This is a genomic window from Cryobacterium cryoconiti, assembly GCF_004403065.1.
GTDB classification, from domain to species: domain Bacteria; phylum Actinomycetota; class Actinomycetes; order Actinomycetales; family Microbacteriaceae; genus Cryobacterium; species Cryobacterium cryoconiti.
This window is the reverse complement of sequence record NZ_SOHA01000004.1, coordinates 1-13,392: the sequence shown is the minus strand read 5'-3', so window position 1 is coordinate 13,392 and position 13,392 is coordinate 1. Positions and strand designations below refer to the sequence as shown.

17 protein-coding genes are annotated in these 13,392 nt (G+C 69.3%); 1 reads left to right on the top strand and 16 read right to left on the bottom strand.

Going from position 1 to position 13,392, the window contains the following annotated elements; genetic code table 11:
* Window position 1: 1 nt before the first annotated feature.
* The 15 genes from E3T49_RS16060 to tilS all read right to left on the bottom strand — a co-directional run bounded on the left by E3T49_RS16060 (window position 2) and on the right by tilS (window position 12,243).
* Window positions 2–178, bottom strand: coding sequence for a hypothetical protein (locus E3T49_RS16060; protein WP_166785439.1), 177 nt, complete (start codon window positions 176–178; stop codon window positions 2–4).
* A gap of 43 nt (window positions 179–221) precedes the next feature.
* Window positions 222–392: a hypothetical protein gene (locus E3T49_RS16055; protein WP_166785438.1), complete on the bottom strand. Its 171-nt coding sequence runs from the start codon at window positions 390–392 to the stop codon at window positions 222–224.
* 7 nt (window positions 393–399) lie between these two features.
* Window positions 400–1,908 (bottom strand): lysine--tRNA ligase, encoded by a 1,509-nt coding sequence (lysS, locus tag E3T49_RS01250; RefSeq protein WP_134422731.1) that lies wholly within the window; start codon window positions 1,906–1,908, stop codon window positions 400–402.
* Between the two features lie 106 nt (window positions 1,909–2,014).
* Window positions 2,015–2,914 carry a pantoate--beta-alanine ligase gene (gene panC, locus E3T49_RS01245; protein ID WP_241972576.1) on the bottom strand — a complete coding sequence of 300 codons (900 nt, stop codon included), beginning with the start codon at window positions 2,912–2,914 and terminating at the stop codon, window positions 2,015–2,017.
* Between the two features lie 32 nt (window positions 2,915–2,946).
* Window positions 2,947–3,714, bottom strand: coding sequence for a Rossmann-like and DUF2520 domain-containing protein (locus tag E3T49_RS01240; RefSeq protein WP_134422727.1), 768 nt, complete (start codon window positions 3,712–3,714; stop codon window positions 2,947–2,949).
* The gene (locus E3T49_RS01235) at window positions 3,711–5,303 is read right to left on the bottom strand and encodes a PH domain-containing protein (RefSeq protein WP_134422725.1); all 1,593 of its coding nucleotides are present in this window, start codon (window positions 5,301–5,303) and stop codon (window positions 3,711–3,713) included. The genes E3T49_RS01240 and E3T49_RS01235 overlap by 4 nt, the downstream gene beginning before the upstream one ends.
* Window positions 5,300–5,797 (bottom strand): PH domain-containing protein, encoded by a 498-nt coding sequence (locus E3T49_RS01230; protein WP_241972575.1) that lies wholly within the window; start codon window positions 5,795–5,797, stop codon window positions 5,300–5,302. Before E3T49_RS01230 ends, E3T49_RS01235 begins: the two co-directional genes overlap by 4 nt.
* Window positions 5,790–6,260, bottom strand: a complete 471-nt coding sequence (locus E3T49_RS01225) for a DUF3180 domain-containing protein (RefSeq protein ID WP_134422721.1) — start codon at window positions 6,258–6,260, stop codon at window positions 5,790–5,792. Before E3T49_RS01225 ends, E3T49_RS01230 begins: the two co-directional genes overlap by 8 nt.
* On the bottom strand, window positions 6,257–6,787 hold the full coding sequence (folK, locus tag E3T49_RS01220; protein ID WP_134422719.1) for a 2-amino-4-hydroxy-6-hydroxymethyldihydropteridine diphosphokinase: 531 nt from the start codon (window positions 6,785–6,787) through the stop codon (window positions 6,257–6,259). Before folK ends, E3T49_RS01225 begins: the two co-directional genes overlap by 4 nt.
* The gene (gene folB / locus E3T49_RS01215) at window positions 6,784–7,149 is read right to left on the bottom strand and encodes a dihydroneopterin aldolase (RefSeq protein WP_134422717.1); all 366 of its coding nucleotides are present in this window, start codon (window positions 7,147–7,149) and stop codon (window positions 6,784–6,786) included. The genes folK and folB overlap by 4 nt, the downstream gene beginning before the upstream one ends.
* A complete protein-coding gene (gene folP, locus E3T49_RS01210; RefSeq protein ID WP_134422771.1) occupies window positions 7,146–7,940 on the bottom strand; it encodes a dihydropteroate synthase in 795 nt (264 codons plus the stop codon). Before folP ends, folB begins: the two co-directional genes overlap by 4 nt.
* Before the next feature lie 20 nt (window positions 7,941–7,960).
* On the bottom strand, window positions 7,961–8,530 hold the full coding sequence (folE, locus tag E3T49_RS01205) for a GTP cyclohydrolase I (protein WP_134422715.1): 570 nt from the start codon (window positions 8,528–8,530) through the stop codon (window positions 7,961–7,963).
* A 13-nt stretch (window positions 8,531–8,543) separates the two neighbouring features.
* The gene (gene ftsH, locus E3T49_RS01200) at window positions 8,544–10,550 is read right to left on the bottom strand and encodes an ATP-dependent zinc metalloprotease FtsH (RefSeq protein WP_134422713.1); all 2,007 of its coding nucleotides are present in this window, start codon (window positions 10,548–10,550) and stop codon (window positions 8,544–8,546) included.
* A gap of 66 nt (window positions 10,551–10,616) precedes the next feature.
* Entirely contained in the window at window positions 10,617–11,168 is a 552-nt protein-coding gene (gene hpt, locus E3T49_RS01195) for a hypoxanthine phosphoribosyltransferase (protein ID WP_104169606.1), read from the bottom strand.
* The gene (tilS, locus tag E3T49_RS01190; RefSeq protein ID WP_134422711.1) at window positions 11,149–12,243 is read right to left on the bottom strand and encodes a tRNA lysidine(34) synthetase TilS; all 1,095 of its coding nucleotides are present in this window, start codon (window positions 12,241–12,243) and stop codon (window positions 11,149–11,151) included. The genes hpt and tilS overlap by 20 nt, the downstream gene beginning before the upstream one ends.
* 45 nt (window positions 12,244–12,288) lie before the next feature.
* Between tilS and E3T49_RS01185 the strand changes: the two genes are divergently transcribed.
* Window positions 12,289–12,780 (top strand): inorganic diphosphatase, encoded by a 492-nt coding sequence (locus E3T49_RS01185; RefSeq protein WP_134422709.1) that lies wholly within the window; start codon window positions 12,289–12,291, stop codon window positions 12,778–12,780.
* 115 nt (window positions 12,781–12,895) lie between these two features.
* Here E3T49_RS01185 and E3T49_RS01180 read toward each other — a convergent pair.
* Window positions 12,896–13,392 (bottom strand): C40 family peptidase (locus tag E3T49_RS01180; RefSeq protein ID WP_166785437.1); only part of this gene is annotated, 497 nt, incomplete at its 5' end.

Here is a 13,392-nt window from a genome sequence, read left to right as displayed (position 1 = left end):
GCTAGGTGACCGGTTTGTCGAGCCCGAGCTTGGCGCGTTCTTCCGCCTCGATCCGGGCGTAAACCTTCCGCTCCGTGCGGTCGGCCCGCACGATGGAACGCATCACAATCCAGAAGATGAGCCCGACCGCGACGGTGGGCAGGAGCGACCAGAAAGCGCTGACCCAGAAGTTGTCCATGATGTCTCCAACGATACGGGAAAACGGCGGGCGGGGCGCGGTGCTACTTGTCCAGCATCCCCGCGATGCCGGTGCCGATGGCGTAGATCCCGGTTCCCGCGACGCCCACCCAGATCGAGAGTTCCAGCAGGGTCGGGCGACGGCGGGCGCGTCGGGCCGGCACGCCGGGCTCGGCTTCGCCCGGCGCGGGCTCGCGGGGAGGCTCGGAACTCATACCGCGATTATTTCACCAGCGGGAACAGGATGGTCTCCCGGATGCCCAGCCCGGACAGTGCCATCAACAGACGGTCGATGCCCATGCCCATGCCGCCGGTGGGCGGCATCCCGTATTCGAGGGCCCGCAGGAATTCCTCGTCGAGACGCATGGCCTCCGGGTCGCCGCCGGCGGCGAGACGGGCCTGCTCGACGAAACGCTCCCGCTGAATGACCGGGTCGACGAGCTCGGAATAGCCGGTGGCCAGTTCGAAGCCGCGCACGTACAGGTCCCATTTCTCAACCACACCGGCGATCTTCCGGTGGCCGCGCACGAGGGGGCTGGTGTCGATCGGGAAGTCCATCACGAAGGTGGGGCGGGTCAGGCCACCCTTGACGAAGTGCTCCCACAGCTCCTCGACGTACTTGCCGTGGATGGGGTGGTCGATGTCGAGGCCCTCCGTGTCGGCGAGCACCTTCAGCTCGGCCAGCGGGGTGGCCGGCGAAATCTCGTAGCCGACAGCCGCGGACAGGCTGTCGTACATGCCGATGCGGTCCCAGTCGCCGCCCAGGTCGAATTCGGTGCCGTCGGCCCAGGTCACCACGTGCGAGCCGGCGATGGCGAGCGCGGCATCCTGGATCAGGGTCTGGGTGAGGTCGGCGATCGAGTTGTAGTCGCCGTAGGCCTCGTAGGCCTCCAGCATGGCGAACTCGGGCGAGTGGGTGGAGTCGGCGCCCTCGTTGCGGAAGTTGCGGTTGATCTCGTAGACCCGGTCGATGCCGCCGACGACGGCGCGCTTGAGGAACAGTTCCGGCGCGATCCGCAGGTAGAGGTCGGTGTCGAAGGCGTTGGAGTGGGTCGTGAACGGGCGAGCGGATGCGCCGCCGTGCATGACCTGCAGCATCGGCGTCTCGATCTCGATGAAGTTGCGCTCAGTGAAAGTGCGACGCAGGCTCGCGACGGTCTGCGAGCGCTGGATCACGCTGCGGCGGGCCTGCTCGCGGTTGATCAGGTCGAGGTACCGGCTGCGCACGCGGGTCTCCTCGCTGAGCTCGGTGTGCAGGTTCGGCAGCGGCAGCAGCGCTTTCGCGGCGACCTGCCACTCCGTCGCCATGATGGAGAGCTCGCCGCGGCGGGAGGAGATCACCTCACCGGAGACGAAGAGGTGGTCACCGAGGTCGACCAGGTCCTTCCAGTCGGCGAGGGACTCCTCCCCCACCTCACCGAGGGAGATCATGGCCTGGATCCGGCTGCCGTCGCCGGACTGCAGGCTGGCGAAGCAGAGCTTGCCGGTGTTGCGGAGGTGCACCACGCGGCCGGCGAGGCCGACCGTGACCCCGGTGACGGCATCCGCTTCGAGGTCGCCGAACTGTGCGCGTACGGCCGGGATCGTATCGGTGACGGGCACGGACACCGGGTAGGCGCCGCCGGCGGGGCTGGTCGCCGCGGCGTTCAGCCGGTCACGCTTGGCCAGACGCACGGCCTTCTGCTCGTTGGTCTCGTCCTCGGTGGGTTCTGGGTTCTGCTGCTCGCTCATGCGGTTCTCCGTGGCAGGTGGCGGCCGGGCGGTGCCCGGCGCTCCCGCGCTTGCTCATAAAGGGGTGTGACGACGTGGTGGTGACAGGTGCGGCTGGTGGTGCGTCCTAGGGAAGTTCCAGGGCCACGTTGTCGATCAGCCGGGTGTGACCGACCAGCGCGGCGACCAGCATGCGAGCCGGGCCGTGATGCAGGGCCCGGACCGGAAGGAAGGTCCGGGGGTCGACGACAACGAGATAGTCCAGTTTAACCAGCGGTTCGGCGTCGATCCGCGCGTGAGCGACCTGCAGCGCGACCTCGGCTCCCTGACCGGCGACGGAGGCCGCGTCCGCAAGCCCCGCGGACAGCGCCCGGGCGGCGGCGCGCTGGTCAGGTTCGAGAGCGCGATTGCGGCTGGACAGGGCGAGTCCGCCGTCTTCGCGCACGATCGGGACGACCTCGATGCGGGTTCGGAAGTCGAGGTCAGCCAGCATCCGTTCGACCAGGAACACCTGCTGCGCGTCTTTCTGGCCGAAGACGGCCACGTCGGGACCGACGATGTTGAACAGCTTCGCGACGACCGTCAGCATGCCGTCGAAGTGCCCGGGGCGCGCGGCTCCCTCGAAGAGGCTCCCGACGGTGCCGGCGGTCACCCGGGTGGAGGCGTCACCGTCGGGATACATCACCTGGCTGGTCGGGGCGAAAACGAACGGAACGCCCTCGGCGGCCAGGGCGGCGACGTCAGCATCGAGGGTGCGCGGATAGGTGCCGAGGTCTTCTCCGGCGCCGAACTGCAGCGGGTTGACGAAAATCGACACCACCACGATCTCGCCCAGGCTGCGGGCCCGACGCACCAGGGTCAGGTGTCCGGCGTGCAGGGCGCCCATGGTCGGGACCAGCACGATGCGGGGCGTGCCGCCCGCGTCGTCGCCGCGCCCGGCACGCTCGCTCTCGATGCGACTCTGCGCGTCGATCAGGCGGCTCCGCAGTTCCTCGATGGTGCCGATGACTTCTGGTTTGGTGAGCACGTTCACTCGTCCTCCGGTGTGTTGCGGTTGTGTCATTCGTCGAAATCGTCCTGGTCGCGCGGCTCGCGGGTGTCGAGCGGGTCGAGCGCGTCGAGCTGCGAGAGGTCGAGGCGGTCGGGACTGGTGCGGGCCAGCGCGTTCTCCATGGCGGAGCGCATCAGTGGCGCGATCACCGCTCCCGGATGCTCGATACCGATGCCCGCCAGCAGTCCCGTGGCCTGCTCCACGATCGACGTGGAGAACGCCGTGGCGGTCTCCACGGCTTCGGCGTAGCCGGCCCGGTCGGCCTCCGCGACGATCACGGGCTCACCGCCCATCTCCACGACGAGAGCCTGCCCGATCGGCAGCACCGGTGTTGGCGCCGTCACCGCGAAGTAGCTGTCGGCGAGGCGGGCCAGGTCGATGCTGGTGCCCGTGAAACTCATGGCCGGGTGGATGGCCAGCGGGATCGCGCCGCCGGCCTGTGCCGGTGCGAGCACCGCCGTGCCGTATCGAGCCGAGGTGTGCAGCACGAGCTGCCCGGCCTGCCAGGTTCCGGTGGCTGCGAGCCCGCTCACGAGGCTCTCGAGCTGCGCGTCAGGAACAGCGATGATGACCAGCTCGCTGCGCTCGACGATCTCGGGAACGGTGAGGATGGGCACCTGAGGCAGGATCGCCTCGGCCCGGTCACGGCTGGACTGCGAGATGGCGGAGATCCCGACGATCGCGTGGCCGGCACCTGCGAGGGCGGCACCGAGGATGGGACCGACCCGGCCGGCACCGATGATGCCGATTCCGAGACGTCCGGGGCGCTGCGTCATTCCGTCACTCCGTCAGGTTGGTTCCAGTGGTGGCTTGTGTCCGCCCGGGCCGACGAGATGGCCCCGGACGAGATCCGGTCGAAGAGCACCGGGGCCTCGGCGGCGTCCACCACCCCGAGGTCGGCGGAGACCGGCCCGGCGACGGTGTGCAGCCGGGCGGAGGCGAGGCGGAGCATCCGGGTCAGTGGGCCCTGCGAGATGGCGACACTCTGCAACCGGGCCAGCGGCACCAGCACCAGCTCGCGCGAGATCACTCCGCGGCGAAGCAGGGCGATGCCGTTCGAGACGGTGTAGCCGGTGCGGCGCCACGAGAACGGATGCAGCCAGGCCGCCCGGCGCGGCGCGTTCGTGAAGCCGTCGATGCCGCCCTTCGAGCGGAGGCCCCGTTCGATCAGGGCCTGCTGTTCCTCCGAGTCGAATCCGGGCAGGATCAGCTCGAGCACCCGGGCGACGTCGGCGAGCGTGCCCACCGGGAGGATGGTGGTGTTGGCTTCGCCGGCGGCACCCTTGGTGCTGGAGTGGCCGGCCGTGTTGATGCGCACCTGCCACCAGCCGGACGGACGCCACAGGAGCGGCTGCGAGACGCCGATCGCGTGGATCCGGCCCGGAGGCAGGGTTTCATTGCTCGTGGTGAGCAGACCGAAGCCCACCCGCACCCCATCGGGCGTGCCGGCGATGCTGTACCGCAGCGACTTGGTCACACGGGTGAAGTAGAAACTGACGCTGGCGATCAGGGTGGGGATGAAGGCCACGAGCAACCAGTCGCTGACGCCGGCGATCACACTGACGATCATCGCGATTCCGGCGAGCACGACGAAGACCGTGAACCCACTGAGAATGACGGATCCGATCAGCCGGCCGGGCGGAATGCGCACCACCGATTCCGGCGGGGCAGCGTCGGGGTCCAGCTCGGGCGCGAAGAAATCCCGCGCCCGGTCGGCGACGGCGGTTGCCGGAGAGAAGGAGGCACCGGCGGCGGGTGCGAGCACGAGACCGTTCGGGGCCAGGGCTGCGTCCGGGGTCAGGGCGCCGTCCGGGTCGGTCGCAGCGGTCGGGGGCGTCGGTGCCGGCTGCCGCAGTCCGGATGCCAGGCGAAGGATGTCGCGGCGCAGTTGGTCGGCCAGGGACGATCCGAGGTAGGCCAGTTGCACGTTGGCATCCTGGCCGGCCACGCTGACCTCGAGCTTGGCGGCGCCGAACAGGCGTGGGATGAGCGGGCGCACGATGTTCACACCCTGGATGCGGTCGACCCGGGCCCGGCGGTTGCTGCGGAACAGCATCCCGCTGCGCACCTCTACGACCTCCGCGGTGACCCGGAAGGTGTGCATGCGCCAGGAGAGGTAGAACACGGCAAGGATCAGCAGGAGAACGACGGCGACGGCGAGCAGCGCCCAGCCGACGGCGCCGCGCTCGAGGATCTCGTCGACCGGGTCCCCGCCGTAACGCGGCACCCCGAAGAACACCTCGACGAACCGCTCGCGCAGGTTGGTGATGATGAAGCCGAGCACCGCGACGATGAAGATCCCGCCGCGCAACAGGGGGCTGGCCGGGTGCAGCCGATGCCATTCCCCGTCGGCGAGCGTGGTCACAGTCCGGCCCGACGGCTCTCGGCCAGCTCTACCAGCCGGTCGCGCAGGCTCTCCGCGTCGGCTTCGGCGAGTCCGGGGATGAGTACACCGGACGAGGCCGCGGCGGTCACGAATTTGAGGTCGGCCAGCCCCAGCCACCGCGCGATCGGACCGCGCGTGATGTCGACCAGCTGCATGCGGCCGTAGGGAACGGACACGAACCGGGTGAACATGATGCCGCGGCGGAAGAGCAGGTCGTCCTGCCGCAGCTGGTAACCGATGGCCCGTACCCGGCGGGGTTCGAAGGCGACCGTGGCGGCGGTGATCACGACGATCGCCCCCATCACGTAGAGAGCCCACTGCACGTTGGCCAGCAGCCACAGCGCGGCGGCGGCACCGGTGAGCACCAGCCCGAAGACGATCGTGCCGACGGTTTCGACCACGACGTAACGCGGCGAGACGCGCTTCCATTCGCCCACGTTGGAAAGGTCCAGTCGCTCGGCGGTGTCAGGCACGCACTTCTCCCTGCTCTTTATCGTCGTCATCCGGGGGCAGCGTGCAGAAATGCTCGGCCACCAGCCCCAGTGTCAGCAGGATCGCGGCACCCACCGCCGTCCCGAGTGCAGGCCATAACGATGTTACCGCCGGTGTGACCGACCGGGTCAGGATGTAGAGCACGATCCCGAGCCCGCCGCCCAGCACGAGCGCGCCGCTGAGCGCCGACGCCTTCGCCAGCAGCGCCACCCGCATGGCCAGGAACGGGTTGACGTGCCTCCGTGCGGTGCCGCGGGTGGCCTGACGGATCGGCCGGGCCAGCAGCAGCACGCCGACGCCGATGGCGACCAGGGCGATCGGCAGGGTGACCGGCGGCAGGATCATCGCCGAGCCGCCGGCGACAGCGGTCACTTCGAGCAGGAAGCCGATGACCAGACCGAGCAGGCCCAGCGCGATCACGGGGGTCGGCTGCGTGCGTTTCACCGACTGCCACCCAGACTCAGCGCAACCGGGTGCGGCGACACCGTGCTGCCGATCGCCGCGAGCAGCGCGCGCACGGTGCCTCGGCCCGGCAGCACGGCCTCCGGGTCGAGGTCCAGCCAGGGCGCGAGCACGAAGTCGCGCTCGAAGGCCCTCGGATGCGGCACGTCGAGGCGGGCATCGTGCAGTTCGAGCCCGCCGAACACCACGATGTCGATGTCGAGCGTGCGGTCGCCCCAGCGCTCGGCGCGCACCCGGCCGTGCTCGTTCTCGATGGCGTTCACCGCAGCGAGCAGGGTGTGCGGGTCGCCGGTGTACCGGATGCCCACCACCAGGTTCAGATACCGGGGCGCGTCGTCGTCGACGCCGCCGAGCTTCACCGCGGCGGACTCGTAGACCGGGGAGACCCCGGTCAGTTCCAGCCCGGGTACCTGCTCCAGCGCGGTGATCGCCGCGGCCAGGATGACCAGGCGGTCGCCGAGGTTGCTGCCGAGGGCGAGCACCGCCGGCTGAGGGGTCGGGCTGGTCATGCGCGCGTCCGCACGATCTGCACCGCGACATCCGTGAACGGCACGGAGATCGGCGCCTGCGGCTTGTGCACGGTCACCTGCACCTTCTCGGCCGCGTCGTGCGCGAGCACCACGGCGGCGATGCGCTCGGCCACGGTTTCGATCAGGTCGACCGGGTTGTGCCGGGCGGCATCCGTCACCTCGACGGCGAGCTCGCCGTAGTGGATGGTCTGGGCGACGTCATCGCTCGCGGCGGCGCGCTGCAGGTCGAGCCAGACCGTGACGTCGATCACGAAGTCCTGACCGTTCTCCCGCTCGAAGTCGTAGACGCCGTGATGGGCGTTGACGCGCAGGCCGGTGAGCGTGATCGAGTCGCTTCTCATGGTCCCATTCTGGCGGAGTCCGCCAACGCCAGCACGTTGAGAGCCGTGCGCGTCGCCGCTACGTCGTGCACGCGCACCGCCCAGGCGCCGGCCTGGGCGGCCAGCACGCTGACCACGGCACTGGGCAGGTCACGGTCGGCGAGCGGCGCGTCGGTCGGAAGCGCCACAGCGAGGAACCGCTTGCGGGAGGCCCCCACCATGACCGGCAGCCCGAGGTCCGTGAATGCCGCCAGGTGGGCCAGCAGGGCCCAATTGTGCTCGGGCAGCTTGGAGAAGCCGAGCCCCGGATCGAGCACGACTCGTTCCCGCGGCAGTCCGGCCGCCGCGAGCGCGTCAACCCGCGCGGACAGCTCGTCCCGCACCTCGGCGACGACGTCGCCGTAGACGGCGAGGTCGTCCATCTCCTTCGCGTGCGCACGCCAGTGCATGGCCACGTAGGTCAGCCCGCTCCGGGCGGCGACGGATGCCATCAGAGGGTCGGCCAGACCACCGGAGACGTCGTTGATGATGCGGGCCCCGGCGGCGGCGGCCGCGGCCGCCGTGCTCGCGTTGAGGGTGTCGACACTGATCGTGAGGCCCTGCCGGGCGAGCTCGGTGATCACCGGGATCACCCGGGATGCCTCCTCGACGGGTGCGACCCGGCCGGCGCCCGGGCGCGTGGACTCCCCGCCCACGTCGATCAGATCCGCGCCCTGGGCGTACAGGTCGAGGGCGTGGCCGATGGCGGCATCCGTGGACGCCCACTTGCCGCCGTCGCTGAAGGAATCCGGGGTGACGTTGAGCACCCCCATGATCAGGGTCTGCGGCCGCTTCACCGGCCGGAGCCGATCAGGGCCATGATCTCGGCGCGCATGAGCGGCTCCGAGAGGGTGCCTCGGCTGGCCACGGTCACGGTGGAGCTGCCGGTCTGGCGCGGCCCGCGGGCGGTCACGCAACCGTGAACGGCATCCAGCACGACCAGAACCCCGAGCGGTTGAAGACCGGTCTGCAGCGCCTCGGCGATCTCCTCGGTCAGTCGTTCCTGCAGCTGTGGCCGGGCGGCGACGGTGTCGACGACGGCCGGAAGCTTGCCGAGGCCCACGACCCGCTCGCCCGGCACGTAGGCCAGGTGGGCGACGCCGAGGAAGGGCAGCAGGTGGTGTTCGCAGACGGAGCGGAAGGCGACGCCGCGCAGCAGCACCAGCTCACCCGTGTGCGGGCCCACCGGGATGGTGTCGCGCAGGTGGTCGACGGGGTCGACGTGCACCCCGGCGAAGAATTCGGCGTAGGCCTCGGCCACCCGGCGCCCCGTGCCCTTGAGACCCGGACGGGCGGGATCCTCGCCGATCGCGGCGAGGATCTCGGCGACCGCGGCTTCGATCCGCGGCCTGTCAACTGCCACCCCGTGCCCTGCCCTACGCGGTGGCGGGACGAGGAGTGCGCGCCGGCGCGTGGGTCGGCGCGCTCGCCGGTGCCCCGGCGGAGTCGCCGTCGGCCACTCCGCTCTCGATCGACGGCTTGGGGGCCGGCATTGCGATGGGCGGCAGGTCGGAGACCGGACGCTTGTCGCTGGACAGCCACTGCGGCCGCACGGGCAGCTTGACGACCCTCGTGAACAGTTCGGCCAGCGCGTGCTGGTCGAGCGTCTCGTGCTCGAGGAGGGCGGCGGCGAGTTCGTCGAGAATGCCCCGGTTCGCATTCAGCACCTGGTAGGCCTCATCGTGCGCGTCTTCGAGCAACTGGCGCACCTCGGCGTCGACGCTCTCGGCGACCCGCTCGGAGTAGTCGCGCTGGTGGCCCATGTCACGGCCGAGGAAGACCTCGCCGGAACCCTGGCCGAGCTTGAGAGGGCCGACGGCCGAACTCATGCCGAATTCGGTGACCATCTTGCGAGCCGTGGACGTGGCCTTCTCGATGTCGTTCGAGGCGCCGGTGGTGGGGTCGTGGAAGATGATCTCCTCCGCCACCCGGCCGCCCATGGCATAGGCGAGTTGGTCGAGCAGCTCGTTGCGGGTGACCGAGTAACGGTCCTCGACAGGCATGACCATCGTGTAGCCGAGGGCGCGGCCACGCGGAAGGATCGTGATCTTGGTCACCGGGTCGGTGTTGCGCATCGCGGTCGCCACGAGCGCGTGCCCACCCTCGTGGTATGCGGTGATGAGCTTTTCCTTGTCGCGCATGACGCGGCTGCGGCGCTGCGGTCCGGCCATCACCCGATCGACAGCCTCGTCGAGTGCGCGGTTGTCGATCAGCTGCGCGTTGGAGCGTGCGGTGAGCAGGGCGGCCTCGTTGAGCACGTTGGCCAGGTCGGCTCCGGTGAAGCCCGGCGTCTTGCGCGCCAGAACCTCGAGGTCGACGCCGGCGGCCATGGGCTTGCCCTTGGAGTGCACCTCGAGGATGCGCTTGCGGCCGAGCATATCGGGAGCGTCCACGCCGATCTGGCGGTCAAAGCGACCCGGGCGCAGCAGCGCCGGGTCGAGGATGTCGGGACGGTTGGTGGCTGCGATCAGGATCACGTTGGCCTTGACGTCGAAGCCGTCCATCTCGACCAGCAGCTGGTTGAGGGTCTGCTCGCGTTCGTCATGCCCACCGCCCATGCCGGCGCCACGGTGACGGCCGACGGCATCGATCTCATCGATGAAGATGATGGCCGGGGCGTTTTCCTTGGCCTGCTGGAACAGGTCGCGCACGCGGCTCGCGCCCACACCCACGAACATTTCAACGAAGTCGGAACCCGAGATGGCGTAGAAGGGCACATTGGCCTCGCCGGCCACGGCACGGGCGAGGAGCGTCTTTCCGGTTCCGGGAGGGCCGTACAGCAGCACACCCTTCGGGATGCGCGCGCCGACAGCCTGGAACTTCGCCGGTTCCTTGAGGAAGTCCTTGATCTCCTCGAGCTCCTCGATGGCCTCGTCGGAGCCCGCGACATCCGCGAATGTCACCTGGGGGCTTTCCTTGGAGACCAGCTTGGCCTTGGATTTGCCGAACTGCATGACCTTGTTGCCGCCGCCCTGCATGCCGGCCAGCATGAACCAGAAGAACGCGCCGATCAGAAGGAGCGGCAGCAGGATGCCGAGGAGCGACAGGAACCAGCTCGACTGCGGCACCTCGTCGGTGAAGCCGTCCTTCGGGCTCGCGTTGGTGACGGCCGTGATGACCTCTTCGCCACGCGGTGTGACGTAGAAGAACTGCACCTGCTTGCCGAGTTCTTCATCCGCCTTGATCAAAGTGAGGTCGACGCGTTGCTCGCCGTCGACGATCTTGGCCTCGGAGACCTTGCCGTCCTTGAGGAACTCGAGCCCCTGTTGGGTGGGAATCTCTTTGAATCCCGACATGGTTATGAGACTCGACCCTACCCACACGGCAACAATCGCCAGCAGAATGTAGAGGAGCGGTCCGCGCAGTAGTTTCTTGACCTTCATCGTGGTGACAGGTTATCGTGACGCCGCTGCAGGAAGACCGTGTGTTCGCCCAAAGCGCTACGAAGGTCAGCTGTAAATGTGCGGGGCGAGCACGCCGACCGAGCGCAGGTTGCGGTAGCGCTCGTCGAAGTCGAGGCCGTAGCCGACCACGAACTGGTTCGGGATGTCGAAACCGAGGTACTTCACGTCGATGTCGACGCGCGCGGCATCCGGCTTGCGGAGCAGGGCGCAGATTTCAACGGATTCCGGCCCGCGCGACTTCAGGTTCGACAGGAGCCAGGAGAGGGTCAGGCCGGAATCGATGATGTCCTCGACGATGAGCACGTTGCGGCCGTGCAGGTCGGTGTCGAGGTCCTTCAGGATGCGCACGACACCACTGGACTGCGTGCCGGAGCCGTAGGAGCTGACCGCCATCCAGTCCATCGTGATCGGGTGCACGAGCTCTCGCGCCAGATCGGCCATGACCATGACCGCGCCCTTGAGCACGCCCACCAGGAGCAGGTCCTTGCCGGCGTAGTCTGCCTCGATCAGGCGGCACAGCTCGGCGAGCCGGGTGCGGATCTGCTCCTCCTCGATCAGAATCTCGGTGAGGTCGCCTTCAATGTCGCGGGGTTCCATGGGAGCGGGAGGGTCCTTTGCTCGGGGCAGGTCCGGGCGCGGTGAAAATCAACCAGCCGTCCTGCCGTACAACTCTAACGCCTGGCAGGTCGAGCGGCTTCTGCCCGTGCCAGTCGCTGACCAGTCGCAGCACCGCGAGCGTGTGCACCCGTTCCAGGGTCACCCCGAACTCGCGCTCGAGCGCGAACCGAACGATCCGTTGACGCACCGCGGGCGGTTTCCCCGCGAGCCGGTTCGCTTCCAACCGGATACCGGGTCCCGCAGGTTCGCCCCGGTGATCATGGAGGTGCTCGGTGAGCTGCTCACTCAGGTCTCGGGCCAGGTCGTCGAGGGCGCTCGAGTCCTCCCGCAGCTGCGCGGCCGTGCGCACGAGCGCGTCGGCGACGCCCGGGCCGAGCTCCCGCTCGAGCACGGGCAGCACGGTCTGGCGCACCCGCACCCGGGCGAATCGCGGGTCGTCGTTGTGCGGGTCCTGCCACGGGTGCAGGCCTACGTCGACGCAGAACTGCCGGGTCTGGGAGCGACGGATGCCCAGCAACGGCCGCAGGATCGGCCCCCCGGCCGGCGACATGCCCTGCAGGCTCGTGGGCCCCGATCCTCGGGCGAGGCCGAGCAGCACGGTCTCGGCCTGGTCGTCAAGGGTGTGACCGAGCAGGATGTGGCTCGCGCCGGTTTCGCTCTGCGCCCGGTCGAAGGCGGCATAGCGGGCGGTGCGGGCGGAGGCCTCCGGACCGCCGGCATCCGTGCCGTGCTCAACCGTGACGCGCAGCACCAGCACCGGGTCGAGGCCGAGCTCGGCCGCTTGCCGGGCCGCCTCGGCCGCGACCCGCGCCGAGCCGTCCTGCAGCGCGTGGTCGACGATGACCGCCCCGGCGCGGAGCCCGGCGCGCGGCGCCTCGAAAGCCGTGGCGGCAGCCAGGGCGAGCGAGTCCGCTCCCCCACTGAGACCGACGAGTACCAGCACGCCCGGCTGCACGCCGGGCGTGAGCGGTCCTGCCCCGGGCAGCAGGGCACGCACGTGCCGGCGCACATCGGCAATGGCCGGGGTTAACCTCGGGCGGCGTGGTGACTCCATCCAGTAACGTTATCCGCAGACTGTGAACAAGGGAGAGACCAGGCCATGGCCGCATACGACGCAGTAATTGAAATCCCTCGCGGGAGCCGCAACAAGTACGAAGTCGATCACGAGACCGGGCGGGTGTACCTGGACCGGGTGCTCTACACGAGTTTCGTATACCCGACCGACTACGGCTTCTTCGAGAACACCCTCGGGCTCGACGGTGATCCCGTCGACGTGCTCGTCCTGATCGAATTCCCGCTGTTCCCCGGTGTCGGCCTGTCGGTCCGCCCGGTCGGCGTGTTCAACATGACGGATGACGGCGGCTCAGACGCCAAGGTCATCGCCGTTCCCGCGGGCGACCCGCGCTGGGACTACATCCAGGACGTCACCGACATCCCGGAGTACACCCGCAAGGAGATCGAGCACTTCTTCGAGCACTACAAAGACCTCGAACCCGGCAAGTGGGTCAAGACCGAGGGCTGGGGCGACGCCGCTGAGGCCGACCAGATCGTGCGTGACGGCATCACGAAACTGGCGGAGGAGGGCCACTAGGCTCTCTCACCCCCCGGTCCGGCGATCCACATCGCCGAGCCGTGAGAAAAGCCCCTTCCCGGAGTCCGGGAAGGGGCTTTTCTCACCGCTCGGCGACCGATTTCGCAGACCGAGGTCAGCCGGAGGGGCGACCCACGTAGGGCGCAACGTCTCCGGCAGACCAGATGCTGTGGATGCGCACGGGCGCGGACGGGTTCGGGGCCTCGAGGATCTTGCCGCCGCCCACGTAGAGCGCCACGTGGTAGTAGTCGCCGCCGCCACCCCAGAAGACGAGGTCGCCACGCTGCGCCTGGCTGAAGGGCACCAGCCGACCCTGGTTGGCCATGGTGCGGTACTGGTTGGTGGCCGAATGCGACCCGATGTAGATGCCCGCCGCCGCGTAGGCGGCCTTGGTCAGCCCGGAACAGTCCCACTGGTTCGGCCCGGAGCCGCCCAGCACATACCGATCGCCGAGCTGCTGGGTGGCGAACGACAGGGCCGTGTCGACCGCACTGGCGCTCGGTGCAGCAGGTGCAGCCGGCGCCCGAGGGGCGGGCGCAGCGGGAGCTGCAGGGGCGGGGGACGCGGCTGCCGGTGCTGCCGGGGCCGGCGCCGCGGGAGCGGGTGCCGGGG